This is a genomic window from Acidimicrobiales bacterium (genome assembly GCA_040219085.1).
In the GTDB taxonomy this organism is placed as follows: domain Bacteria; phylum Actinomycetota; class Acidimicrobiia; order Acidimicrobiales; family JAVJTC01; genus JAVJTC01.
Genome location: JAVJTC010000024.1, coordinates 1 through 23,201 on the forward strand (window position 1 = coordinate 1; position 23,201 = coordinate 23,201).

The 23,201-nt window shown below is 68.1% G+C and carries 22 protein-coding genes; 13 read left to right on the forward strand and 9 right to left on the reverse strand.

What is annotated here, in order from left to right; all coding sequences use genetic code 11:
• The first annotated feature begins 325 nt into the window (after positions 1-325).
• The 8 genes from RIE08_09860 (at position 326) to RIE08_09895 (ending at position 8,392) form a co-directional block, all read left to right on the forward strand.
• The gene (locus RIE08_09860; GenBank protein ID MEQ8717902.1) at positions 326-499 is read left to right on the forward strand and encodes a hypothetical protein; all 174 of its coding nucleotides are present in this window, start codon (positions 326-328) and stop codon (positions 497-499) included.
• On the forward strand, positions 496-1,485 hold the full coding sequence (locus RIE08_09865; GenBank protein ID MEQ8717903.1) for a zinc-binding alcohol dehydrogenase family protein: 990 nt from the start codon (positions 496-498) through the stop codon (positions 1,483-1,485). Before RIE08_09860 ends, RIE08_09865 begins: the two co-directional genes overlap by 4 nt.
• A gap of 619 nt (positions 1,486-2,104) precedes the next feature.
• Positions 2,105-2,902 (forward strand): hypothetical protein, encoded by a 798-nt coding sequence (locus RIE08_09870; protein ID MEQ8717904.1) that lies wholly within the window; start codon positions 2,105-2,107, stop codon positions 2,900-2,902.
• Complete coding sequence (locus RIE08_09875) at positions 2,899-4,470, forward strand: GMC family oxidoreductase (protein MEQ8717905.1); 1,572 nt, start codon at positions 2,899-2,901, stop codon at positions 4,468-4,470. Before RIE08_09870 ends, RIE08_09875 begins: the two co-directional genes overlap by 4 nt.
• Positions 4,471-4,817: 347 nt before the next feature.
• Positions 4,818-5,216 carry a DoxX family protein gene (locus RIE08_09880; protein MEQ8717906.1) on the forward strand — a complete coding sequence of 133 codons (399 nt, stop codon included), beginning with the start codon at positions 4,818-4,820 and terminating at the stop codon, positions 5,214-5,216.
• 274 nt (positions 5,217-5,490) lie between these two features.
• Positions 5,491-6,192, forward strand: coding sequence for a hypothetical protein (locus RIE08_09885; GenBank protein ID MEQ8717907.1), 702 nt, complete (start codon positions 5,491-5,493; stop codon positions 6,190-6,192).
• Between the two features lie 55 nt (positions 6,193-6,247).
• Positions 6,248-7,180 carry a DMT family transporter gene (locus RIE08_09890; protein ID MEQ8717908.1) on the forward strand — a complete coding sequence of 311 codons (933 nt, stop codon included), beginning with the start codon at positions 6,248-6,250 and terminating at the stop codon, positions 7,178-7,180.
• A gap of 54 nt (positions 7,181-7,234) precedes the next feature.
• On the forward strand, positions 7,235-8,392 hold the full coding sequence (locus RIE08_09895; protein MEQ8717909.1) for an acyl-CoA dehydrogenase family protein: 1,158 nt from the start codon (positions 7,235-7,237) through the stop codon (positions 8,390-8,392).
• 31 nt (positions 8,393-8,423) lie between these two features.
• Here RIE08_09895 and RIE08_09900 read toward each other — a convergent pair whose 3' ends face one another.
• Together RIE08_09900 and RIE08_09905 are read right to left on the reverse strand one after the other, a co-directional pair.
• On the reverse strand, positions 8,424-9,590 hold the full coding sequence (locus tag RIE08_09900; GenBank protein ID MEQ8717910.1) for an epoxide hydrolase: 1,167 nt from the start codon (positions 9,588-9,590) through the stop codon (positions 8,424-8,426).
• Positions 9,580-10,344, reverse strand: a complete 765-nt coding sequence (locus RIE08_09905) for a class I SAM-dependent methyltransferase (GenBank protein ID MEQ8717911.1) — start codon at positions 10,342-10,344, stop codon at positions 9,580-9,582. Before RIE08_09905 ends, RIE08_09900 begins: the two co-directional genes overlap by 11 nt.
• A gap of 155 nt (positions 10,345-10,499) precedes the next feature.
• On the opposite strand from RIE08_09905, the gene RIE08_09910 reads away from it, so the two are divergent.
• Both RIE08_09910 and RIE08_09915 read left to right on the forward strand, forming a co-directional pair.
• Entirely contained in the window at positions 10,500-11,372 is an 873-nt protein-coding gene (locus RIE08_09910) for an SDR family NAD(P)-dependent oxidoreductase (protein MEQ8717912.1), read from the forward strand.
• Between the two features lie 146 nt (positions 11,373-11,518).
• Positions 11,519-13,306 (forward strand): hypothetical protein, encoded by a 1,788-nt coding sequence (locus RIE08_09915; GenBank protein MEQ8717913.1) that lies wholly within the window; start codon positions 11,519-11,521, stop codon positions 13,304-13,306.
• A 15-nt stretch (positions 13,307-13,321) separates the two neighbouring features.
• Here RIE08_09915 and RIE08_09920 read toward each other — a convergent pair whose 3' ends face one another.
• On the reverse strand, positions 13,322-14,944 hold the full coding sequence (locus tag RIE08_09920) for an AMP-binding protein (GenBank protein MEQ8717914.1): 1,623 nt from the start codon (positions 14,942-14,944) through the stop codon (positions 13,322-13,324).
• A gap of 139 nt (positions 14,945-15,083) precedes the next feature.
• On the opposite strand from RIE08_09920, the gene ilvE reads away from it, so the two are divergent.
• Positions 15,084-16,064: a branched-chain-amino-acid transaminase gene (gene ilvE / locus RIE08_09925; GenBank protein MEQ8717915.1), complete on the forward strand. Its 981-nt coding sequence runs from the start codon at positions 15,084-15,086 to the stop codon at positions 16,062-16,064.
• Between the two features lie 18 nt (positions 16,065-16,082).
• Here the strand turns inward: ilvE and RIE08_09930 are convergent, their stop codons facing one another.
• The gene (locus tag RIE08_09930) at positions 16,083-16,877 is read right to left on the reverse strand and encodes a SigB/SigF/SigG family RNA polymerase sigma factor (GenBank protein MEQ8717916.1); all 795 of its coding nucleotides are present in this window, start codon (positions 16,875-16,877) and stop codon (positions 16,083-16,085) included.
• Between the two features lie 105 nt (positions 16,878-16,982).
• Between RIE08_09930 and RIE08_09935 the strand changes: the two genes are divergently transcribed.
• The gene (locus RIE08_09935) at positions 16,983-17,411 is read left to right on the forward strand and encodes an Hsp20/alpha crystallin family protein (protein MEQ8717917.1); all 429 of its coding nucleotides are present in this window, start codon (positions 16,983-16,985) and stop codon (positions 17,409-17,411) included.
• 27 nt (positions 17,412-17,438) lie between these two features.
• On the opposite strand, the gene RIE08_09940 is transcribed toward RIE08_09935, so the two are convergent.
• The 5 genes from RIE08_09940 to RIE08_09960 all read right to left on the reverse strand — a co-directional run bounded on the left by RIE08_09940 (position 17,439) and on the right by RIE08_09960 (position 21,443).
• On the reverse strand, positions 17,439-18,497 hold the full coding sequence (locus RIE08_09940; protein ID MEQ8717918.1) for a class I SAM-dependent methyltransferase: 1,059 nt from the start codon (positions 18,495-18,497) through the stop codon (positions 17,439-17,441).
• A gap of 98 nt (positions 18,498-18,595) precedes the next feature.
• Entirely contained in the window at positions 18,596-19,021 is a 426-nt protein-coding gene (locus tag RIE08_09945) for a hypothetical protein (GenBank protein MEQ8717919.1), read from the reverse strand.
• A 46-nt stretch (positions 19,022-19,067) separates the two neighbouring features.
• Positions 19,068-19,262, reverse strand: a complete 195-nt coding sequence (locus RIE08_09950; GenBank protein MEQ8717920.1) for a ferredoxin — start codon at positions 19,260-19,262, stop codon at positions 19,068-19,070.
• 17 nt (positions 19,263-19,279) lie between these two features.
• On the reverse strand, positions 19,280-20,590 hold the full coding sequence (locus tag RIE08_09955; GenBank protein MEQ8717921.1) for a cytochrome P450: 1,311 nt from the start codon (positions 20,588-20,590) through the stop codon (positions 19,280-19,282).
• A gap of 76 nt (positions 20,591-20,666) precedes the next feature.
• On the reverse strand, positions 20,667-21,443 hold the full coding sequence (locus RIE08_09960) for a glucose 1-dehydrogenase (GenBank protein ID MEQ8717922.1): 777 nt from the start codon (positions 21,441-21,443) through the stop codon (positions 20,667-20,669).
• Between the two features lie 91 nt (positions 21,444-21,534).
• On the opposite strand from RIE08_09960, the gene RIE08_09965 reads away from it, so the two are divergent.
• A complete protein-coding gene (locus RIE08_09965; protein MEQ8717923.1) occupies positions 21,535-23,196 on the forward strand; it encodes an FAD-dependent oxidoreductase in 1,662 nt (553 codons plus the stop codon).
• Positions 23,197-23,201: the final 5 nt, after the last annotated feature.

Below are 23,201 nucleotides of genomic sequence, written 5' to 3' on the forward strand. Positions count from 1 at the left end.
CGACGGTGCGGCAACGACGACGACCGAGACATCCGCTCCAACGCAACCCGATCGGCGTCGGAGACCTTCAACGCAGCAGCAACCATCACCGGCATACTGCCACCATAACCCACCTTGCTATTTCAACGACGCACCACTAGATCACGACCTGCCGCTGTCGTGGTTCGAGCCGATTCAGGTCATCGATCGGGTTCCCGAGTGCCGCGTCGCCGACATCGCCCAGGCGCTGTCGATCACGGTCGGGGGCACCAGCAAGCTGATCGACCGCATCCAGGCGGCGCGCTGGTGCGATCGCACGCCGAATCCCGCCGACGCCCGCTCGTCGGTGCTCAAGCTGACGAGAGCGGGACGTCGCCGACTCGCCGCCGCTCGCCTGTCGTTCGAGCACGAACTCGAGTGCAGGCTCGGAGCCGCAGTGCCACCCGAAGAACTCGCCGCCTTCGCCGCGACCCTTCGGGCTGTGCGACACCACCTCGCCGACGAACAGGGGACACGATGAACGAGGTTCCGGCTTCGATGCGCGCTGTCGTGCTCGACGCACCTGGACCACCCGAGGCCTTGCAGATCCGCGACGTACCCGTGAACGCGCCAGTCCCCGGGCAGGTGTTGATCGAAGTCAAGGCGTTCGGACTGAACCGCTCCGAACTCCACACGCGGCTCGGCATGGCCGAAGGTGTCGTCTTCCCCCGCGTGCTCGGGATCGAGGCGACCGGCGTCGTCGTCGACTGTCCCGGAGGCGAGCTCGAACCCGGTGACCAGGTCGCTGCACTGATGGGCGGAATGGGTCGAACCTTCGACGGCGGATACGCCGAGTACACCTGCGTCCCGGTTCAACAGACCGTTCCGTTCACCAGCGACCTCGACTGGGCAACGCTCGGTGCCGTGCCCGAGATGCTGCAGACTGCACACGGTTCGCTCACCGTCGGGCTGGACGCGAAATCGGGCCAGTCGATCCTGATTCGAGGTGGCACCTCCTCGGTCGGGATGGCCACCGCCGTGCTTGCGCAGCGACTCGGCATGACTGTGCTGGCCACGACCCGTAACCCCGATCGGATCGAAGCCCTGCACGCGATCGGTGTCCAGCATCCGCTGATCGACGACGGCGACGTGGCCTCCAAGGTCCGGCGCATCGTCCCCGGAGGAGTCGATACCGCTTTGGAACTGGTCGGCACGTCGACGTTGCCGGACACGCTCCGGGCCACACGCGTCCACGGAGTGGTGTGCTTCACCGGCATGCTCTCCAACCAGTGGACCGTCCCCGACTTCTACCCGATCGACTACCTGCCCCGGGGGGTGCGTCTCACCGCCTATGGAGGCGACGCCAGCGACCTCCCACCGGCAGTGCTTCAGGAGTTCCTCGACGCCGTGGCCGCCGGTGAGGCCCACGTCCCGATCCACCACACCTACCGACTTGACGAGATCGCCCAAGCCCACGCCGACATGGAAGCCGGCCGCGCCACCGGAAAGCTCGTCGTATTGCCCTGAACTGCGTCGCTGCGCCTCGTCGCTGTCGAGACTCCAGCAGTTTCAGGGCCATAGCCGACTCGGGCAGCTGCCCGTCCGTCCCAGGTGTGTTCCGCGGGCCCGAAGGGCTGGCGAAACAGCAACGCGGCGTGCCGGGGACACTGCCCCGAGAGTGCCGCTCGGGGGCGAGGCGGTCCAGGTGCCTGGGAACGCCGTCCCCGCCCGGAGCCCTGTGCGGCGTGCGAAGCGCGTCCAGAAACGGCAGGGATTCGCTTCGCCTTCTTGCCCATCGGTCGATAGGCCGTTGACCTCAGTTACGCAACACCCAACCGTGGGTCTTCGAGCGGGCCAATGGTTCGATCCTCATCCGTCCCGACCGCAGCCGACGCTGCCCAGTCGTCGACTCGTCCTCCGGGCTTGCCGTCAGGCCCCGAGAGTGGGTTTTTCGAGAGAGTCCCATCAGCTCCACGAGGCACACGGCCCGTCGGCCACCGGCTCCTGGCCGATGACGACGGCGGCGTCCGTGCGGTCGATCGGCTTCCCGATCTCGGCGCGAAGAACGAGCAGCGTCTCGCCGCAGTCACGGAGTCCGAACGGCAGGTCGGGAGGGGTCCCTCCGCCAGCCGCGTACGATCGCGCTGTGGGAGCGGAGAACGAGCGCCTGCTCGTGTTCGGCATGCAATCGAGCGGCGCCACGCTGGTCGTGGTGTTGCTGTCCCAGGACCACACCACGCTCGCGGTACCCGATGTGTTCTGCGGGCAGGTGGCGATGCCGGCCGGGGTATTTCCGCCGGACCGTCGTGTCGTCGCGAAGGCGACCGTGGCGGCCGATCGGACACTCGACGACCATCTCTGCTCGTTCCGGCCCGATCGAACGGTGCTGGTCCTACGTCACCCGTGTCAGACCGTCGCCTCGCTGTGCCGCAAGCCGTACGCATCCGACGGTGGCCCGATCGACGCCAAGCTCGCCCGGCTCGAGGAGACCTTCGCCGCCCGGGCGAGCTTCGACGCGGTCGTGTGCTACGAGGACGTCGTCCTGCAACCCGCTGTCGCTGTCGACGCCCTGCGGCCCGTCGCTCCCCGGCTGACGCTTGACGCGTGGACGATGAGCCGGCATCTCGACGAGATCGAAGAGGATGCCAGGACATTGGCGGCTCTCGACGAGACCTACATCACGGCATGGGGCGGCGGGAACGTCTCCACGACCCGGATCGACCCACACCGCGTCTTTCGCCCCGTGAGCACGAGGACCAGGGCCGTCGTCGAAGCGGCGTGTCCCGATCTCCTCCGCTGGTACGAGGCCCGGTACGCGTCCAGGTACCCGACCTGGCGGCGGCAGACGGTCGCCTCCACACCGAGGCGCCTCTTGCAAGAGGTCGATCATCTTGTCCGGGACCCGCTCGAGGTTCTGCGACGCGCGGTCCCCCGAGGCCGGTGACACACGCCGATCAGTTCGGCGACGCCCGGGAACTCGACGGGGGCCGGGTCATCGACACGGACGTGTGCGTCGTCGGTGCAGGTGCCGCGGGCATCGTGCTCTCCGTCCGACTCGCCGAGACCGGCCACGACACACTCCTGCTCGAGGCCGGCGACCTTGTACCCGAACCGTGGACGACCGAACTGTTCGACGCGACCAACGTCGGCATGCCCTACCACCACGTCAGTGAGTGCCGCAGCCACCGTTTCGGCGGCACGACCTGGGAGTACGGAGGGTTCTGCCGACCGGTCACGGACAGAGACTTCGCGCCGGTGCCGGGACAACCGCTCGCCAGCTGGCCGATCACCCACGACGACATCGCGCCCTGGATCGACGAGGCGATCGCTCTGCTCGGCTTCACACGCGCAGACTTCTCCGTCGAACGACGACTAGCCGGCGTCGGGCTCCCGCCAGCGCCGATCCGGGCGGAGCTCGCCGGGACGGATCTCTTCGCGATCCTCCCTGTTGGGAAGCGGTCGTTCCCGGACATCCTCGGCCGGCGTCTCGCCGACGCAGGGCGACTGAAGGTCCTGCTCAACGCCGTGGCGACGAAGATCCGCCTCGACCCCGGCGGGGATCATGTCGGTGGCCTCGACGTCGGGACGGCCAGCGGCCGTCCATTCACGGTGCGCGCCCGCCGGTACGTCCTGGCGTGCGGGGCCGTGGAGAACGCCCGACTGCTGCTGGACTCCGATGACGTGTCTGCGGGTGGGATCGGTAACCGATCGGGCCTCCTCGGCCGCTGTCTCGCGGACCATCCACACCTCGAGTCGGGGCGGGTCCGCTTCGACGGGAACGTGCCGAGGCACCTCGTGATGCCCGCTGTCGCCCCGAGCGGCTTCACCACGTGTCTCACCGCCCCGCGAGCGATAACGGACCAGGCCGGCTGTTTTCAGTACTTCTGTCGTCTCATACCTCTTGAGGCGACGACGACAGGGGGACGGGCCATATCCCAGCTGGCTTCACGTGACGGGCGCCGCTCGGCCCGCACCGTCGCCGGCGCAGCAGCTCGTGCCGCCGGCGACCCTCTGAACGCGGCACGCTCGCTCGTGCACCATCTCGGCGCCGGGCGCGAGTTCGTCCTCAATCACCGCATCGAGCAGGCGCCGAATCGCTCCTCCCGTGTCGTGCTCGTGGACGACCGTGACCGCCTGGGCCGTCGCCGGGCGGCCATCGACTGGCGGCTCGATGACGTGGACGCCCGCACCCTCGAGGTGGGCCAGCACCAGGCGCTGCGGTACCTCGAAGCGGTCGGGGCCACCCGGATCCGTGCCGAGCCGACCTCTCTGGAGGTCCTCAGCGAGCGGGGATCGACGTACTGGCATCACATGGGCACGACGCGGATGAGCACCTCGCCCCGTGACGGTGTGACCGACGGGGACTGCCGGGTCCACGGCGTCGACAATCTGTTCGTCGCGGGCGCCTCGGTCTTCTGTCGCGGGACTTTCAGTCCCCCGACCATGACCATCACGGCCTTCGCTCTGCGCCTCGCTGAACACCTCCAGCGGGCTCCGCAGTCCCGACCCTGACCGTGCTGGAACCTTCGCCGACGAAGAACGCGCTCGGCGCCAGGCCGCGATGCCGGCTACGGATCAGATGCTGGCGCCGTGTTGGCCAACAGCCAGTTCCCATCCGGGTCCTGGCAGGTGAGTCCACAGCGAAACGTCGGCTACAGCCCTCGGGTGCCCGCGTGACGCGACCTGCCGTCGAGCCGTCGATGGCTTGACATCTAGGATCGGGATGGGCTGATCCAGTTCCACCTTGGATATGCGTTTTTGACGCCGCCCTGCCCGTTCACGGTCCCGCCTCCGACGCACGGGCTTCGGACGCCATCCCGTAGAGTCGCGCCAAGCATCCACCGGAGGGCCAAGAACTCATGAAGGTGATCGGCAAGCTGGCGCAGACAGCAGCTGCGCTCTGGATTCTGAACGTGTGGTTCAACCGATTCGACAAGGACACCGGCTATCGAGGTGGGGACGCGAAGAACATGAAGGAGGAGTTCGAGGAGTACGGGCTCTCCGAGAACACGATGTACGCGGTCGGCGCCGCGAAGGTGACTCTCGCCGGCCTGCTCCTGGCCGGGCACGCCGCGCCGCGGCTGGTCCGGCCCGCTTCGATCGGCCTCGCCATGTTCATGGCCGGCGCCGTCGGCATGCACATCAAGGTCGGGGACCCGCTGAAGCGCTACCTCCCGGCGCTGTCGGTCTTCTCCCTCGCGTCGATATCCGCGATCCTCAACGGAAGGCCACCGCGGCCCGAAGCCGCTACGAGCTGACGAAGAGAACCACCAGCACGGCGTTCAACCCACCGAGCAGCGCGGCCGGCATCATCAGGCGTGGCGCGTCATGGATTCTCACCCGAACGCGTCCAGGCCGAGCGAGAGGGCCAGCGGGACGAGTGCCAGGAGCGCTGCCAGGAACATGAGGGTTCGCTTTTTCATTGTGTAACTCTCTCGTGACCCGAGCGTGCGATCGCAGCGCCGCCCCGGTGGATCGACGGCTCCCGCCACGACTCGCGTCCGCCCGACGGCGGGGCTAGTTTCCACGGCCATGGTGGTGAAGCGGCTCGATACCCGGTCCACGGTCGCCCTCTTCGTGGCGATCCTCGCCCTCCTCGTCGCAGGCGCATGCAGCGACGACGGTGGTGGTCGTGACGGTTCCTCCGAAGGCGCATCAGGTGAGAGCACCGGGCAGGACACCTCGGGCGAGGCGTGGACCGACGTCGACTTCGAACGGCTCGTCGGCATCGAGGTGGAGGGCTACACACTCCAGAACCCGACGGTCACCGAGTTCGGCAACGCCCGCGTCGAGTACGTCGAGGAGAACCCCGCCGGGCCGGTCGCCTTGTCGGCCCGCGTGACCTTCCAGGACTGCGATCCCTTCATCTGCTTCGATCTCGCGTCAGAGCCGGGCGAGGGGCAACGCTCGAACATCCGCAGCCTCCTTCCCCTCATCCACATCGACAACCCGGACCTGGTCGAGGAGATCGGCTCCGACGAGCTCGCCGGTCGGACGGTACTGGCCGCCTACTTCCGCAGCTTCGTCGACCGGGACAACGGCCATTCCACAGCCAACGTGTATCAGGCAATCGCCCACGACGGGACCAACATCATCTCCATCAACGTTTCGCCATCCTTCGGACCCGCGGGACTGGCCGACACGGCCGAGGAGCTCGAGGAGTGGATGGGCGCCGACGAAGGCGCCGCCGTGGCCACGGACATACTGACCGCCTTCTCCACACAGCTCGACTGACGCACGCACAGAAGTCCGGCGAAGTGTCTCGATCAGACAGCTAGTGTCGTGGGCGGTGACGGCCGCCGACCAGACCCCGAAGGGGCCGATGCAACCGAAGGCCGCCGTCGTCGACGCACGCGCGGCCGCCATCAGCGTCGGCGCCCTCGCCGTCGGCATGACCCTTGCGTCGGCCACACCTGTGCTCGTCGCCGGAGCGAGCCTCGAGGGGCTCGCTGTCTCCTTGTGGCGCCTCTGGATCCCGGCGGTCGTCTTCGCAGCCATCACGGCTGGCCGACACCGCCATAGCTGGACTCTGCTGCGGCTCACCGCCCGCGCGGGGATCTGCTTCGGAGGGGCGACGGCCCTCTACTTCAGCGCTGTCCAGTTGACCTCGGTCGCCAACGCAACCCTGATCACGGTGATGCAGCCGTTGCCGCTCGTCATCGCGGCCCGCTTCATGTTCTCCGAACGGATCGGCGTGCCGGATCTCGGGTGGATCGCCCTCGCACTGGGCGGCGCGACCGTCATGGTGCTGTCGGCCGACTCCGGAGGGACGGCGGACATCCGCGGTGACCTGATAGCTGCTGGAGCCACCGTCGTGTCAGCGGGCTACTTCATCTTCGGCAAGCGGGCGCGCGCGACGCTCGACACCGACGTCTTCATGACCGGTCTGCTGTTCTGGGCGGGACTCACCATCGCTCCCATCGCGCTGATCTCCGGACAGGACGTGGTCCCACCCGACGGCGAGGAATGGCTCCGCATGACCGCGCTCGGCTTCATCGTCGGATTCGGACACATGTTCATCAACTTCGCGAACGGCCGTCTTCCGCTCGCCGTGCTGGGCGTCTTCCAGCTGTTCGTACCGGTCGGCGCCGCGCTCATGGCATGGGCCTTCCTGGATCAGTCGATCACGACCGGCCAGGGTGTCGGCATCGCCGTCGTCGTCATCGCCCTCACCTCACACACGCGCTACTCCGCCCGCATGCGTGCGGCGGCGCCTGCCTGACGCAGGGCGCCATCGGCTGGTGCAGCCGCCGTTGGGACGTGACACGCTTCGACGATGGATTTCCAACTCGACGACGAGCAGCAGATGTTCTTCGACATGGTCCACGACTGGGTGGACCGGGAGTTCCCCAAGGACGTCGCGCTCGAGCTCGAGCGCAGGGAGCACGAGTTCCCCCAGGCCATGTGGGACAAGATGGGCGAGGCCGGGTTCCACGCCCTGAGCCTCCCCGAGGAGTACGGCGGCGGGGGGGCCGACATCACCACCCAGATGCTCCTCGCGCGCGGGCTCGCGAAGAACCTCTCCGGGCTCACCTGGATCTGGGGTACCTCCTCGTTCTGCGCGAAGACCGTCGCCGAGTACGCGGGTGACGAGGCCCGCGCCGAGATCCTCCCCCGGCTCGCGCGCGGCGAGAACCGCCTCGGCATCGCAGTAACCGAACCGGGCGGAGGCACCGACGTGCTCGGCGCGATGCGCACACGCGCCCGCCGGGTGGACGGCGGCTGGTCGATCACCGGTCAGAAGATCTGGACGACGATGGCCGACACGGCCGACTACCTGGTCCTGCTGGCGAGGACCTCCGACGAGGACAAGCCCTCACGGGGCCTGACGTCGTTCCTCGTCCCGACGGGCACAGAGGGCTACACGGCCCGGCCGATCGACAAGGTCGGCCTCCGCTGCATGAGCTCGTGCGAGGTGTTCCTCGACGACGTGTTCGTCCCCGACCATCTCGTGATCGGTGAGGTGGGTCGCGGGTGGTACCAGATGCTCACCTCGCTCAACAACGAGCGGATCATGCTCGCTGCGCTGTGCACCGGAATCATCGACGGATGCATCGAGGAGGCGCGGCAGTACCTTCTCGACCGCCACGCCTTCGGCAACCCGATCGGCTCGTACCAGGCGATGCAGCATCACCTCGCCAACATGGCCATGGGGCAGGCCAAGTCCGAGATGCTCACCTACCGCGCCGCGTGGATGCAACAGGAGGGCCTGCCGTGCGGGACCGAGGCGAACATGGCGAAGGTCGTCGCCTCGGAGGAGGCCTTCACCGCTGCCGACACGTACTTCCAGATCCTCGGCGGCATGGGCTACTCGGCCGAGACCCAGGCTCAGCGGTACTGGCGCGATGTCCGCATCTTCCGGATTGCGCCCATCACCAACGAGATGGCCCGGAATCAGATCGCCATGTCGATGGGCATGCCCCGGTCCTTCTGAGGCACGGGCACACCCTCCCCGGCTCCGTGACTCAGCTGAGGTCCCGGAAGAACGCCCGAATGTCGCCCATCAGCAGTTCGGGCTCCTCCATCGGGTGGAAGTGCCCTCCGGAGGGCATCTCAGTCAGACGCGTCAGGTTGTAGAAGCTGCGCATCAGCGCCTCCGGCATCAACATCAGCTCCTGGGGCCACAGGGTGATCGCCGTCGGCGCCTCGACGACGGGCTCGCGGTCATGCGACGGCTGCCACAGGTTGTGTTGAGCCTCCCAGTAGTACCGCATGGACGTGACCATCGAGTCGGTGACCCAGTACAGCATCGCGGTCGTGATGAGGTCGTCCTTGGAGAATCGGGCCTCGGGGTCGCCGCCTGAATCGCTCCAGTGGGTGCGGCGCTCGAGGATCCACGCGAGCGAACCGACCGGCGAGTCGTGCAGTCCATAGGCGAGGGTCTGAGGGTCGTCGCTCTGGACCACGAGGTGGCTGGTCGCAACAGCTGCCATCCGTTGCGCGGTGTGGTGGAAACGGTGCTTCTCGTGGTCCGCGTACTCGTCCTCGGTCGGCAGGCCCTTCTCGAACAACGTCATCGGGCAACACACGCCGAGGTGCACGCCGTAGACGTGGTCGGGATGGACATGGCCGAGCTGGGCGGTGATCAGCCCACCCCAGTCGCCGCCGTAGGCGGCATACCGGTCGTACCCCAGCACGTCGCGCATCAACGTGTCCCACAGCTCAGCGGTACGCATCCAGTCGACACCGGGTTCGGTGAGCGGCGTGGAGAACCCGAACCCCGGCAGCGACGGAACGATCACGTCGAACGCGTCCGCGGGGTCGCCACCGTGCGCGCCGGGATCGGCGAGCGGGCCGATGACCTTCTGGAAGTCCCAGAACGTCCAGGGCCATCCGTGCGAGAGGATGAGCGGCTTCGGGTTCGGGCCGACGCCGGGCTCGCGGATGAAGTGCACGGGAATCCCGTCGATCACGGTCCGGTGGTGGGAGTAGGCGTTCATCGCCGCCTCGTGGACCCGCCAGTCGTATCCGTCGAGCCAGTAGGCGACAAGCTCTTCGAGGTATCCGCGCGCGACCCCGTAGCGCCAGTCGTCGTTGGCGAAGTCCACCGGCCAGCGGGTGGCCTCGAGGCGACGACGGAGATCGTCGATCACCTCGTCGGACACGGCGATCGTGAAGTCCTCAATGCTCACGGAGCCCTCCCGTTGGCGACGTGCGGGTGTACGAACGCAGTCGACCCAGCGCAACCCGGACCCGCGCCGTCAGCGCCGCCTTCGCACGCTCAGCCACAAGCGCGACCCGATGCCGGACCCACCGCGACGCCCGGCGGTCCCAACGCACCCCCGGACCGGAGGATCCAGACGTCGTCACCGCCGGAACGTGCCGCCTCGCCGGCCTGCACACCCATAACGGTGACTCGGGAGGCAGACCTGCCCGCTCGACCACGTCCGCTGGCAGGTAGGCGCCCGCATCCCAGCGGCGCACCACGAGACCGCCCTCACGCAACCGGTCCTCGAGGTCGGTGCCGTAGAACCGGAGGTGCTCGGGGAAGCCGAAACGGCGCCTGCGTTCCTCGGGCGGCGCCGTCGGATCCTCGTCGGTCGGACGATCACGTCGCCAGGGGACCTGGATCAACGCGACCCCACCGGGCGAGAGGATCCTCGCCATCTCCGCGATGGCCGTCCGGTCGTCGGGGATGTGCTCGAGGACGTGGAACGAGACGATCACGTCCACGGCGCCGTCGCGCAGGCCCATCCGGCACGCGTCCGAACGGAAGTCCACATCGCGGTGCCGACCGATGTCGGTGGCAAGGTAGCGATCGTCGACGTACCGCTCCAACAGCCGCCTGCCGATCTTCGTCGGACCGAACTCGAGCGCGACGTTTGCCGTGGAGACGACTGGCGCCAGCCGGTCCAGGATCAGAGCGAGGTGCCGGTGGCGCACCACCGCCCCACAGTGCGGGCACACCGCTGCGGTCGACCCCGCTGGACCGCCGTCCCACTCGTGAACGTCGGTCTCACAGACAGGGCACCGGTACGGAGACGGGGGAGCGAGATCATCCGGTGTTCCCACCCACCCGACACTAGGACGAATCGACTCCCGTGACCGGACGACTAACGTCGGCGGCCACGACAGCCGCCGCCGAGGGCGGCGCGGAGACGGGGGATGAGATGGGGCGTTTCGACGGGAAGATCGTCGCGGTCACGGGTTCCGGACAGGGGATCGGTCGCGCCGCGGCACTGGCCTTCGCACAGGAGGGCGCTTCGGTCGTGCTCGCCGAACTCTCCGCCGAGCTCGGCGCCGCACTTGCCTCAGAGATCCGGTCCGACGGCGGTTCGTGCCTCCACGTCGAGACCGATGTGGCGGACCCGGACAGCGTCCGCGCACTCATGGCAGCGGTCGCCGACGAATACGGCCGCCTGGACGTCCTGCACAACAACGCCGGCATCCACGAGACCAAGCTCACGGAGAAGGCGGCGAGCTACGAGCTCGACGACGACGCGTGGACCCGCGTGATCGACGTGAACCTGAAGGGGACGTGGATGTGTTCCAAGTACGCCGTCCCGCTCCTGGAGGCAGCCGGCGGCGGCGTGATCGTCAACGCCGCGTCGATCGGCGGAATGGTCGGCTATCCGATGGGGTCGGCCTACGGACCGTCGAAGGCGGGGGTCATCCAGCTCACCCGGGGGATGGCGCTGGAGCTCGCGCCGAAGTCGATCCGGGTCGTGTGCTACTCGCCGGGGAACACCGACACGCCGATGGTCTCGGAGTACTACGACAGCGCGCCCGACGATCAGCGGGACTACCTGATGCGGCAGATGATCGACACCCACCTGATCCACCGGCTGGGTCGCGTCGAGGAGATCGCGGAGGTCGTCCTGTTCCTCGCCAGCGAGGCCGCGAGCTTCATGACGGGCAACTGCGTCACCGTCGACGGCGGGACGTTGGCCTGGCGCGGCGTACAGGACTCCTAGCGGACCGGCCGGGTCCTCTGGCAGCCCCCGACGACGGTCGGCTAGCGTGGCGCTGGGTACGGGACAGTGGTCATATGGCTCTGGGAGGGCACATGCTACGGCCGAGATCAGCCTCGCTTCCGGTCGCACTCACGGTGCTGGCTCTGATGGCCGTCGGCCTCGCGAGCGCCACCACGAGCGGCGCGGAGGAGGGCCCCCTCGGCCCCGGGGACTTCACGCCCCTGGCGACCGGTGGTTTCACCGACATCGTCGACGGCGACGCCGGGCTGGTCCCGAGCGGCATCGGCAACGAGTTCCAGGTCTTCGCCTGGTCGATGGCCTACTACGACGGTGCGCTGTTCGTGGGTACCGGGACGATCCCGAGGTCGAGTGCGCTCACGACATCACCACCAGAGGTTCTCGAGCGCTGGCGCGCGGAAATCTGGCGGTACGACTTCGGCGGCGCTGACGGCAGCGAGGGCCACTGGACCCGGGTGTACCGGTCACCGCTCGTGCCACTGTTCGGCATATTGCCCAGCCTCCCGAAGGACTTCGGCTACCGCGCCATGACGGTCTGCGACGGCCGCCTGTTCGTCACGACGAACGGAATCGCCCCACGCATTCTCTTCTCGGCCGACGGCGAGACGTTCGGTCAGGTCAACCTGACGGGCCTCCCGACCGATCAACTCGGCTACCGGGCGCTCGAGTGCCTGGACGGCACGCTCGTGACATCCCCGATCGGAACGAGCACCAACCCCGACATCGCGCCGACCCCGCCGCTCGTCTTCGCGAACGCCGACCCGTTGACGAGGCCCTGGGTCCAGATCAACGACCCCGGTTTCGGCGACGACGCGAACCAGGCGATCTTCTCGATGACCACGTGGGACCGCGACGGCGACGGCGACGCCGAGACCCTCGTGGCGTCGACTGTCAACAACACGACCGGCGCCCAGGTCTGGGTCAATGAGAGGCCATGCGCGCTGTTGACGTGCGCCGGCGCGGAGAACCGCTGGGAGAAGCTCATCTCCGCCGGAGCGGGGCGTCCCTTCGAGCCACCGTGGGTGCGCTCGGGCGACTGGGGCCCCCACAACGCCGGTGCCGGGTGGATGACGGAGTACCAGGGGGACGTCTGGATCGGGTTCAGTTCAGCGGCCTCGAGTGGCGATGGCGTGGGGCTCGGCGAGATCGTCCGGCTCCACCCGGATGGCACGTGGGAGCTCGTCACAGGGATGTCCCGGTCCCCGTGGCCGGGATACAACACTCCGGCGGACTTCTCGGACCTCGGCGCGATCGGCGGCAGCGCGTCCTCCTACGCGGCCATCGACCTCGACGCCGGGATCGCAGCCACGACGTTCTTCACTGCAGGGCCCGAGACCTCAGTTCCGTACCCGCTGCAGGGGAACTCGTGCGACCCCGCGGCCGACACGGCCGATCCCGCCTGCTCACCCTCCGGCGACCGGGGGGTCGGCATGAGCGACGTTCCCTCCCCCGCGCAGGCACCGCCGGGATTCAGCGAGGGCGCCTACAACACCCGAGTTCTCCAGCTGTACACCGAACTCAACGCGATCGACGGCGTCGACCTCGCCGTCCCCTCACCCATCGAAGCGGACTGGGACGCCATCCATCCGCTCGTCAGGGAGTGGATCGGGTTCGAGCGGCTCCAGGCATCGGCCACCACCGGCTACATCTGGCAGATGACCGAGCACGACGGGCTGCTCTACGTCTCAGGCCTCGACCGGGCGACCCCCCCGGACGGCTTCGACATCGTCGCGACAGCCGGTGGACAATCCCCGAGCTTCGTCGATGTGATGACCACCGGATTCGACAACACGCTCAACGCCGGAGGCCGCACCATGGTCTCCACCGACTTCGGGCTGGCGGTCGGGACTCTCAACCTCGCCGCCTTCCGTGGCCTCACGGGCGACGCAGGAGCCGAAGTCTGGCTCGGGGGCTGACCAGCGCCGCCCCAGCTAGCGGACCGGTTCGATCCCCAGCTCGGCGGCTGCCATCTCCCGTAGCCTGAACTTCTGGATCTTCCCCGTGACCGTCATCGGAAAGTCGTCGACGGCGATGACGTACCGCGGGATCTTGAAGTGGGCGATCCGGCCTTCGCAGAACTCCCGAACGGTGTCCGCATCGACTGCGGCGCCTCCGCCCAGCCGCACGAACGCGCACAGTTCCTCCCCGTAGCGGTCGTCAGGCACGCCGATCACCTGGACGTCGACGATGGCCGGATGGGTGTAGAGGAACTCCTCGACCTCGCGCGGCGAGATGTTCTCGCCGCCCCGGATGACGAGATCTTTGATCCGGCCCGTGATGGCGACATAGCCCTCTTCGTCCATGACCGCGAGATCGCCGGTGTGCATCCAGCCGTCCTCGTCGATGGCCGCCGCGGTGCGCTCCGGATCGTTCCAGTAGCCCTTCATCACGGAGTACCCCCGGGTCTGGAACTCGCCCTCGACACCGCGCATCACAACCGCTCCGGTGATCGGATCGGCGATGCGGATCTCCACGTGGGGATGGACGCGACCCACAGAGCCGACACGCTTGTCGATGGAATCGTCGCATCGGGTCTGGGTGCTCACCGGCGATGTCTCCGTCATCCCGTATGCGATCGCCACCTCGTCCATGTGCATCTTGTCGATCACCATGCGCATCACCTCGGTCGGGCACGGCGACCCCGCCATCACCCCCGTGCGCAGCGAGGTGAGGTCATAGGCGTCGAAGTCGGCGACCGCCAGCTCGGCGATGAACATGGTCGGCACGCCGTAGAGGCTCGTGCACCGCTGGTCCCGGACCGCCCTCAGCACGCTCACCGGTTCGAAGGACTGGTCGGGCACGACCATGCAGGCGCCGTGCGAGGTGCAGGCGAGGTTGCCCATGACCATTCCGAAGCAGTGGTAGAAGGGCACGGGGATGCAGACCCGGTCCTGTTCGGTGTAGCCGAGCAACTCGCCGACGAAGTAGCCGTTGTTCAAGATGTTGCGGTGAGTGAGGGTGGCACCCTTCGGCAGTCCCGTGGTACCCGACGTGTACTGGATGTTGATCGGATCGTCGGGGTCGAGCGTCGCCGTCCGAGCGGACACCTCCTCGGAGGACACCGCCGCGTGGCGCTCCAGAAGCTCGGCCCAGCTGGCCGAGTCGAAGAAGACCACCTCGGTGACGCTCGGACACCGGTCGGCGACATCGGCCCACATCGCGACGTAGTCGCTCGCCTTGAACGACGGGGCCGCCAAGAGAAGGCGGCAACCGGACTGGTTCAGGGCGTACTCGAGTTCGACAGCGCGATAGGCGGGGTTGAGACACACCATGATCGCCCCGATGCGCGCTGTCGCATACTGCACCACGACCCATTCGGCACAGTTCGGCGACCAGAGCCCGACCCGGTCACCCGCCTCGAGACCACTTGCGAGAAGGGCCCGGGCGAGCTCGTCGACCCGGCGGTCCAACTCGGCGTAGGACCACCGGAGTTCCTGATGGCACACGACGAGCGCGTCGCGGTCCGGCCAGGTTGCCACTGCCCGCGCGAGATTCGCGTCGATGGTCTGCTCCAGCAGCGCGACGTCGGTCAGTCCCCTCGTCTGCGCTTCCATCGGATTCACATCGCCCCCACGTCGTCACTACAGGGCGAACTCTACGCCCGGCAGAATTCTTCGGGCCGAACTCGCGGGCGGGGCCCGGCCCGATGAGCCAGTATCTCCCGATGAACTTCTCCCATTCCCCGGTCACATCATGAGCGGCGCTCCGTTCGGCAGCGTCTTCGCGTCGTCGATGGCCACCACACGCTTCGACGGCACGCTGTGGTCGCCGGTCCAGCTCGAGTCGTCCGAGACGCTGTGCCTTCACCCCGGGTCGCACGCGCTCCACTACGGCAGCTCGTGTTTCGAGGGGCTCAAGGCCCACCGCCAACCGGACGGAACCGTGGTGGCTTTCCGGGCGGACCGCCATGCGGCCCGACTCCGCGACAGCGCCAGGCGTCTGTGTCTGCCCGTGCCGACCACAGAGGTCGTTGCGGAACTCATCGAGTCCACGCTCGCCGCGTGCGGTGACGACACACCCGACCCACCGGGTTCTTTGTACCTGCGCCCGACGCTGCTCGGTACCGATGAGACCATCGGCGCCGCCGCTCACCCGAGCACGACGGCGATCCTCTACGTGCTCGCATGCCCGGTGGGCGACTACCTGCCACCCCGACAGCTCACGGTCACCGTCGAGACGACGATGCCGCGCACCACTCCCCAGTTCGGTTCAGTGAAGACCGGGGCGAACTACGCGATGGCCCTCGGTGTCATCGAGAAGGCGCGGGCCGCCGACAGCGCGGACCAGGTCCTGTTCGCCCCCGGTGGCGTCATCTCCGAGACAGGGGCGGCCAACGTCGTGCTGATCGACGGCGAGACGCTCCTGACACCCGCACTCACCGACGGCTTCCTGCACGGCGTGACGCGGGACTCGCTGTTGCAGCTCGCCGTCGCACGCGGCTGGACCGTCGAGGAACGCACCGTGACAGTCGACGAACTCCGGGACCGGATCAGCCGGCCGACCGCCGAGCTCGCCCTGACCGGGACAGCGGCCGTCGTGGCGTCGGTCGGAACCGTGGTCATCGACGGCGAAGCGCTCGCTGTCGGAACCCCCGGCGTCAACGACCGCTCGACCGAGCTGCGCAACGCCCTGATCGACGTCCAGACAGGCGTTACCCGATTGGAGTTCACCTAGGCCGACGGCGCCCGCTCTCTACGCGGACTTCGGACGGCCACGACGTCGACCACGACGCGCGACGGACCTCATCTGTTCGAGACTGCGACGCAGCAGTCTCGAGATGTGCATCTGACTCAGCCCGACCTTCTCCGCGATCTCGCGCTGGGTGAGGCCCTCCCAGAAGCGGAGACGCACGATCCGCTGCTCGCGCGCCTCGAGCGTGTCCACCAACCCCTCGGCGACGATCCGGTCGTCGGTTCGTTCCAGATCCCGATCCACCGACCGCAGGGCCGGATTCTCGGCGGAAGTCGCTTCCCCGTCCCCCGACGGGCGCGGCTGGTCCAGGCTCGGCGGCGAATACGCATTGGCCGCTGCCGACGCGTCCCGCACCTCACCGGGGGTGACGTCGAGGTCCACGGCGATGTCCTCGGTGCGAGGGGTCCGGCCGAGCTCGAGCGCGAGGCGGCTGCGGGCCTGGCGGACCTTGACGTTGAGGTTCTTCAACGACCGTGGGACACGCGCCGTCCAGGTCTTGTCCCGGAAGTACCGCTTGATCTCGCCTTCGATCGTGCGGCCCGCATAGGTCGTGAACGCTGCGCCGTGATCCGGGTCGAAACGGTCGACGGCCTTGACCAGACCGACGAGCGCGACCTGTCGGAGGTCCTCGTCGGGCACACCCCGGTCCCTGTAGCGGCGGGCGATGTGATTCGCGAAGGGAACATGGGAGGTGACCAGATCGTCGCGCAGCTCGGGCGATCCCGTCCGCTTCGCCTCGCGGAACGCGTCGAGAGGGTCGCTGCGCGACTCGTCGGTGCCGGTGTCCTGCTCCATCGCCTCCAGTCTGGCGCCGATCTGGCCGATCAGTCGCCCCGAGGGCGACACGAAGCGTGTACAGCGACATGTGTGCGGAATCAGCTCGCCGGGTATGCGGCGGACATGACACCGACACAGACCCGACCCTCCACCGAGAGCTCCGCCCGCCCCGATCTGAGCGAAGCCGCCGCTGTGCGGGCGGCGAACTCCGAGAAGGGTGCCACCGCTACAGCCCAGCGCGTCCCGGTCAACATGTATGAGACCGACGATGCGCTCGTCATCGTCGCACCCCTGCCCGGCGTCATGCCCGATGACGTCGAGATCCTCATCGCTCCCGGCCATGTCCGCATCGAGGCACGCCTGCGCGCCGGTGCCGGCAAGGACTACCTGCTCGAGGAGTGGACCTACGGTCCGTACACGCGGATCGTGGACATCCCGACGGGTTGGGGAGCCACAGGCCAGGCGACATTGGCGAACGGCCAACTCGCTCTGCGGCTCCTGAAGGGAGACCCCGGCGAGGGCGCCGTCGTCGCCGTCCGACCGGGAGAGTAGGCGCCGGCGTAAGAGTGTCGTGCGGGGTCAGACCTGAGCCTGGTACACCACGTTGAAGGGCGTGCGCGCCCGCTCTTCGAACACCGAGAACCCCGCTCGCGCGAACACGTCCCTCATCGCCGCAGGGCCTGCCTGCGCGCCCATCGCCTTCCCTACGGGCTGAGCGAGAGACGCCGGCGTGCACACGGCGGTGGAGCCGCCGTAGAAGATCTTGGCCGTCGGCACTGAATGGTTCTCCGAGCGCGCATCGAGCGCGAAGGGCTCGACGAGCAGTACCGAACCCCCCTCGTCGAGGTGCTGGCGGGCGTGACGGGCGATGCCCTCGGGATCACCCATGTCGTGGAGACAGTCGAAGAAGCAGATGAGCTCATAGGTGCCGCCGTAGGTATCCGCCTGCGCGACCGATACGTGCACGCGGTCGGCCACACCGGCGATTCCCGCGGCCTCACGCGCCGAGTCGACCGATGGTGGATGGACGTCGAAGCCGTGGAAGGTGGACGCCGGGAACCGCTGGGCCATCAGGATCGACGTCACTCCGTGACCACAGCCGACGTCGGCCACGGACACGCCGGCCTGGAGGCGCTGCTCGATTCCGTCGAGCGCGGGGATCCAGGCATCGACCAGGTTGTGCTGATAGATCGGCCGGAGGAACTCGGCGGTTCCCCGGAACAGGTGTGGGTTGTGATCGCCCCACGCCAGACCCCCGTCACCACGGAAAGCTCCGACGAGGCGGTCGAGGTCCGCGAAGATCGAAGCGAACAGCCACGCGCCGCCGGCGACGTAGGCCGGTGACTGGCGCTGCGCGAGAGCCAGACCGTGCTCGACGGGTAGCTCGTACGCGTCGGTGGTCTCCTCATAGGTGAGGTAGCCGGCGGCGGTCTGCTGGTCGGCCCACTCGCGCACGAGGCGAGGGTTGCACCCCGCACGCGCCGCCAGGTCGTCCGGTGTCGTCGGTCCTTGCCCGTCGAGGGCCTCGTAGAGGCCCAACTCCTCGCCCAGGCACATCATGGCCACCGTGACGGCTCCACCCATGTCCCCGAGCAGAGATCCCATGAACGCATGCAGGCGTGTCTCGTCGATGTCCATCGTGTCCCCCTGGGTGATGCCGGCCGTGCCCGCGGTACTCGGTACAGACCACCACGCGACGCGCCCGCAGGGCGAAACGGCTACGCCGACCCCGACTCTCAGAAGGCGGCAGCGGGGCCGAAGCGCCCGGGACGCGACAGCGCGAGAGTGAAGGCCGTGGGTCCGTTGCGAAGAATCGCCGTTTCGCCCACCACCCGCGCGACCTCGGACCACGCCTGGTCGGGCAACTCCGGCGGGTCGCAACCGAGACTGTCGGCGAGGTCCGTGCAGTGGACGCACAACTCGACCAGCCGGGTGCGGAGGTAGTCGTCCACCTCCATCGCGAGGCCGTCGAGGACTCGGATCGGTGGCTGATTCTCCAGGCCGACCTCGCGAAGGTGCCCGGTTGCGGCGGCCATCTCGTCGCGGACGGATTGCCAGCCCCGCTCGCCGGTCGCCGCCGCCCGCTGGCGCACCGCCGCATGGAACGCGCTGTCCTGTGGATCGTGATCGGCCAGGGCGGTGACGAAGTAGGCGGGGGCCATCCGAGGCGAGGTCGGGATCGCGGTCACGGCCCGGACCGGTGTCCCGTCACTCCTCGGTGAGCGTGATCGCGCCCTCCGGGCAGGTCTGGACGCACAGCTCCGCGAAGTTCCTGTCCTTCTCGGATGGCTCGGCATCGATGAGGACGGCGTTGCCGTCGTCGTCGCTGTCGAAGAGCTGCGGCGCGCGCGAATAGCACAGACCATGGGCCTCGCACTTGGAACTGTCGAGGTGCAGTCTCATCCCCATCGTCGACCCCCTCAGCCCTTGAGCGTGAAGCCGATGTTCAGCTTCTCGAGGCCGCGCAGGAAATAGTTCTTCGCGATGGCGAAGTCGTTCTCGCCCTCGATGAACCACATCTCCTCGACGTTGTCGGTGATCACCTTGAAGCCCCAGTACATCTCCCTGCGGGCCAGCGGCGCCCCGAGGCAGAAGTGGTTGCCGAAGCCGAACGCGAGGTGGCCCTTCGGCTTCGGACGTTCCAGATTGACCTCGTCGACGTCGTCACCGAAGTGGCGCTCGTCCCGGTTGGCGGCGCCGAAGCGCATGTTGACGATCGACCCGGCCGGCATCGTCACGCCGTGCATGGTGACCTCCTCGGAGAGCTCGCGCAGCAGACCCTGCACCGGTCCCTCGAGGCGGACGACTTCCTCCATGAACACGGGGATGTACTTGTCGGGGTCCGAGCTGAGCTTGTCCCACACGTCGGGGTTCTCGATGAGCAGACGCACGCCGCCGGACAGTGCGTTGGTCGTGGTCTCCGAGCCGCCGACGAAGAGGTCGGCCATCATCTCGGCGTGGAGTTCGTTGTCGTTGAGCGGGCGATCCCACTCGGGGATGACACGGTTCACCAGATCCGACAGGACGGTGTCCTCGGGCTTCTCACGGAGGCGCTCGAAGATCGCCTGGAAGTACTGCTGTGCCTCGATCTCACGCTCGGCGGACCACTTGCGCTCCTCGAAGGTCTGATCGAGACCCATGCGCTGCACCCATGCGTCGGTCCACGCCTTGATCATCGGCATGTCCTCTGACGGGACGCCCATCTGCTTGCCGATCGTGTAGAGCGGAAGCGGGATCGCGTACTCGGAGACGAACTCGCACCGGCCCTTGTCGGCGAAGGCCGCGAAGAGGTCCCTCGTCAGCTCCTCGACGAACGGGTCGAGCTCTTTGATGCGGCCCGGGCGGAACGCGTGGTCGAACATCCGACGCAGCTCGTTGTGCTTGGGCTCGTCGAGTGCGTCGAGGGTGGGGGCGGGAAGCCAACCGTGCTCCTCGTACATGGCCTGGAGCTGCTTCTCCTCCCGCTGCATCTGTTCGAAGGCGGCGAGCTCCTCGGGGTCGGTCGGCTTCATCGCCTTCTCGGTGAGACCGGCAGCCGATCCGACGGCGTTGGTGAAGACCTCGATGTTGGCGAGGGCGGCCTTGATGTCCTCGTAGCGGGTCATGAAGAACATGCCCGTCTTCGGGTCCTGCCAGATGGGCTGGTCGTCCCGCAGCCGCTTGTACGCGTGCCACGGGCAGTCGCGCGTCTCGGGATCGAAGAAGCTGATCTTCTCGCCGGTGTCGGTCATTCGCGTGATCCCCCTGATTACTGCCTGGTTACTGTGCTGCCGTCAGACCGCACCGTAGTTCAGGACTCGGCCGGACTCACTTCGTGAGGAGGCCGCCGTCGACGACGATCGTCTGCCCGGTGGTGAACGAAGAGGCGTCCGAGCACAGCCACAGCACAGCCCGCGCGATGTCGTCGGGGGAACCGAACCGACCCGCGAGAGTCAGCTGGCGTGCTGTCCGGTCAGCATCGAGGCCGCGTCGTTCGATGGCGCCCCGCAGCATCGGCGTGTCGATCGCGCCGGGAGCGACGGCGTTCACCCTGATCCCCGCCGCGGTGTAGTCGCGAGCGGCGCTGCGGGTGAGGCCCAGGACCCCGTGTTTCGAGGCGGTGTAGGCGGGCTGTTCCACCTGCGCCCGGAAGGAATTGGTCGACGCGATGTTGACGATGGAACCGCCGTCACCGGCGAGCATGGCCCGGATCTCGTGCTTCATGCACAGGAACACCGAGCGCAGGTTCACGGCGATCATCCGGTCGAAGTCCTCGTCTGCCATGTCGGCGAGGGGCGCCGTCTCGAACTCGAGCGCCGCGCCGTTGACCGCGCAGTCCAGGCGGCCGAAACGGTCGACGGTGTGGGAGACCAGCGCCTCGCAGTCGGCCGCGGCCGACACGTCGGTCTCGACGAAGTCGACGGTGCCTCCCGCGGCGCGGATCGCGAAGGCGACCTTCTCGCCGGCGGCGACGTTGATGTCCGCGAGCACGACCGCGGCACCGGCCTCGGCGAGGCACCGGCAGATCGCCGCGCCCATCCCGCCGGCGGCACCGGTGACGATCGCGACCCGCCCGGCGAGCGGTCTGACGTCGGCCTCGGTCATCGCAGAACCCCCTGGTGACGCAAGCGGATCCGCGTCACCACGACGATCGTAGAAGACGCGCCGAACCCGGGGACGGTGGTACAAGAACGGGATGACAGACCCGTCGCAGACCGCGCAGAACAGCTGGGGTGAGGAGTGGGACCGCGTCAGCGATGTCGTCGTCGTCGGTTGCGGCGCGGCCGGTGCGTCCGCGGCCGCGACGGCGGCCTCACAGGGTGCTTCCGTGCTCGTTCTGGAGAAGGCCCCGCAGTCCGGGGGCACGACCTCCGCGTCGCGCTGTCAGCTGTGGATCCCGAACAACCGTTTCATCCGCGAGTCCGGCCGCGTCGACGACCGAGCGGGCGCGCTGCGCTATATGGCGCGCACGGCCTACCCCGCGCTCTATGACCCCGACGACGAGACCCTCGGTATCCCACCCGACCGCCATCGCATGCTCGCGGCCTTCTACGACGCCGCGGCACCGACCATCGACTTCTACGTGGAACAGGGCGCGATCGACATCGAACCCGTCGCCTACCCGAGCTACTACTCCCATCTCCCCGAGGACACGATCGGAATCGGCCGGACCATCCAGCCGGTGCTGCCCGACGACCACGTTCCCGGGCGCGACCCGTCCGGTGGTCAGACGTTCGTCGACGATCTGATGGCCTTCGCCGCCGCGCACGGTGCCGAACTGCTGGTGGATCGTCAGGTCGTTCACCTCGTGCGAGGCGGCGACGGAGCGGTCATCGGCGTCGAGGTCCGCGTCGGCCGGCGCACCGAGCTCATCGGCGCCCGCCGCGGTGTGATCTTCGCGTCCGGCGGATTCCTCCACGACGAGGGACTGGTACTCGACTACCTGAAGGGACCGGTGTTCGGCGGAGCTGCGTCGCCCTACGCCACCGGGGACTTCGTGCGGATCGGCAACGAGGTGGGTGCCCGTCTCGGCAACATGGCCCACGCGTGGTGGGACCAGGTCGTCGTCGAGATGGCGCTGCGCAACCGCGCCACGATCGGCGACGTTTACTCGCCGTTCGGGGACTCGATGCTGATGGTCAACCGCTACGGCCGGCGCGCCGTCAACGAGAAGGCGCCCTACAACGAGCGCGGTCAGGCCCATCACGCCTGGGACCCCCACCGCGGCGAGTACCCCAACCTGTTGCTCTTCATGATCTTCGACGAGGCACTCGTCCAGAACCCCCACAAGGACATGTTCCGCTGGCCCGTGCCGCTCGACCACAAGGAGCGGTACTACGTCATCCGCGCCGCGACGATGGAGGACCTCGCGGTGGCGCTGGCCGACCGCCTCGAGACCCTGACGCCACACACCGGTGGGCTCAGCCTCGACGACGACTTCCTGCCCACACTGCTGGACACCGTCGAGCGCTTCAACGACCACGCCACGGCGGGGGTGGACCCGGATTTCCACCGGGGGGAGACACCCATCGAGAAGGTGTGGGGACTCGACCCGCGTCCGGGGCTGGCGAACGGGACGATGGCACCGCTCGCCGACGATGGCCCCTACTACTGCGTGATCCTGGGGCCCGGTGCGCTCGACACGAAGGGCGGGCCGGTCACCGACGAGCAGGCCCGGGTGCTCGACTCCGCCGGCGAACCCATCCCCGGCCTGTACGGCGCCGGAAACTGCGTCGCCTCGCCAGCCGCCACGACCTACTGGGGACCCGGCGGCACCATCGGCCCAGCGGTCACCTTCGGTGCCATCGCCGCCCGCCACGCGGCGACCGGACCCGAGCGTGGCCCGTCGGGCCTGTAGCGTCG

Bases quoted from the DNA above. Each gene is read 5' to 3' on its own strand.
- RIE08_09865 (MEQ8717903.1), top strand. From the start codon at position 496: ATGAACGAGGTTCCGGCTTCGATGCGCGCTGTCGTGCTCGACGCACCT.
- RIE08_09880 (MEQ8717906.1), top strand. From the start codon at position 4,818: ATGAAGGTGATCGGCAAGCTGGCGCAGACAGCAGCTGCGCTCTGGATT.
- RIE08_09885 (MEQ8717907.1), top strand. From the start codon at position 5,491: ATGGTGGTGAAGCGGCTCGATACCCGGTCCACGGTCGCCCTCTTCGTG.
- RIE08_09895 (MEQ8717909.1), top strand. From the start codon at position 7,235: ATGGATTTCCAACTCGACGACGAGCAGCAGATGTTCTTCGACATGGTC.
- RIE08_09915 (MEQ8717913.1), top strand. From the start codon at position 11,519: ATGGCCGTCGGCCTCGCGAGCGCCACCACGAGCGGCGCGGAGGAGGGC.
- RIE08_09920 (MEQ8717914.1), bottom strand. From the start codon at position 14,944: ATGGAAGCGCAGACGAGGGGACTGACCGACGTCGCGCTGCTGGAGCAG.
- ilvE (MEQ8717915.1), top strand. From the start codon at position 15,084: ATGAGCGGCGCTCCGTTCGGCAGCGTCTTCGCGTCGTCGATGGCCACC.
- RIE08_09930 (MEQ8717916.1), bottom strand. From the start codon at position 16,877: ATGGAGCAGGACACCGGCACCGACGAGTCGCGCAGCGACCCTCTCGAC.
- RIE08_09935 (MEQ8717917.1), top strand. From the start codon at position 16,983: ATGACACCGACACAGACCCGACCCTCCACCGAGAGCTCCGCCCGCCCC.
- RIE08_09940 (MEQ8717918.1), bottom strand. From the start codon at position 18,497: ATGGACATCGACGAGACACGCCTGCATGCGTTCATGGGATCTCTGCTC.
- RIE08_09945 (MEQ8717919.1), bottom strand. From the start codon at position 19,021: ATGGCCCCCGCCTACTTCGTCACCGCCCTGGCCGATCACGATCCACAG.
- RIE08_09950 (MEQ8717920.1), bottom strand. From the start codon at position 19,262: ATGAGACTGCACCTCGACAGTTCCAAGTGCGAGGCCCATGGTCTGTGC.
- RIE08_09955 (MEQ8717921.1), bottom strand. From the start codon at position 20,590: ATGACCGACACCGGCGAGAAGATCAGCTTCTTCGATCCCGAGACGCGC.
- RIE08_09960 (MEQ8717922.1), bottom strand. From the start codon at position 21,443: ATGACCGAGGCCGACGTCAGACCGCTCGCCGGGCGGGTCGCGATCGTC.
- RIE08_09965 (MEQ8717923.1), top strand. From the start codon at position 21,535: ATGACAGACCCGTCGCAGACCGCGCAGAACAGCTGGGGTGAGGAGTGG.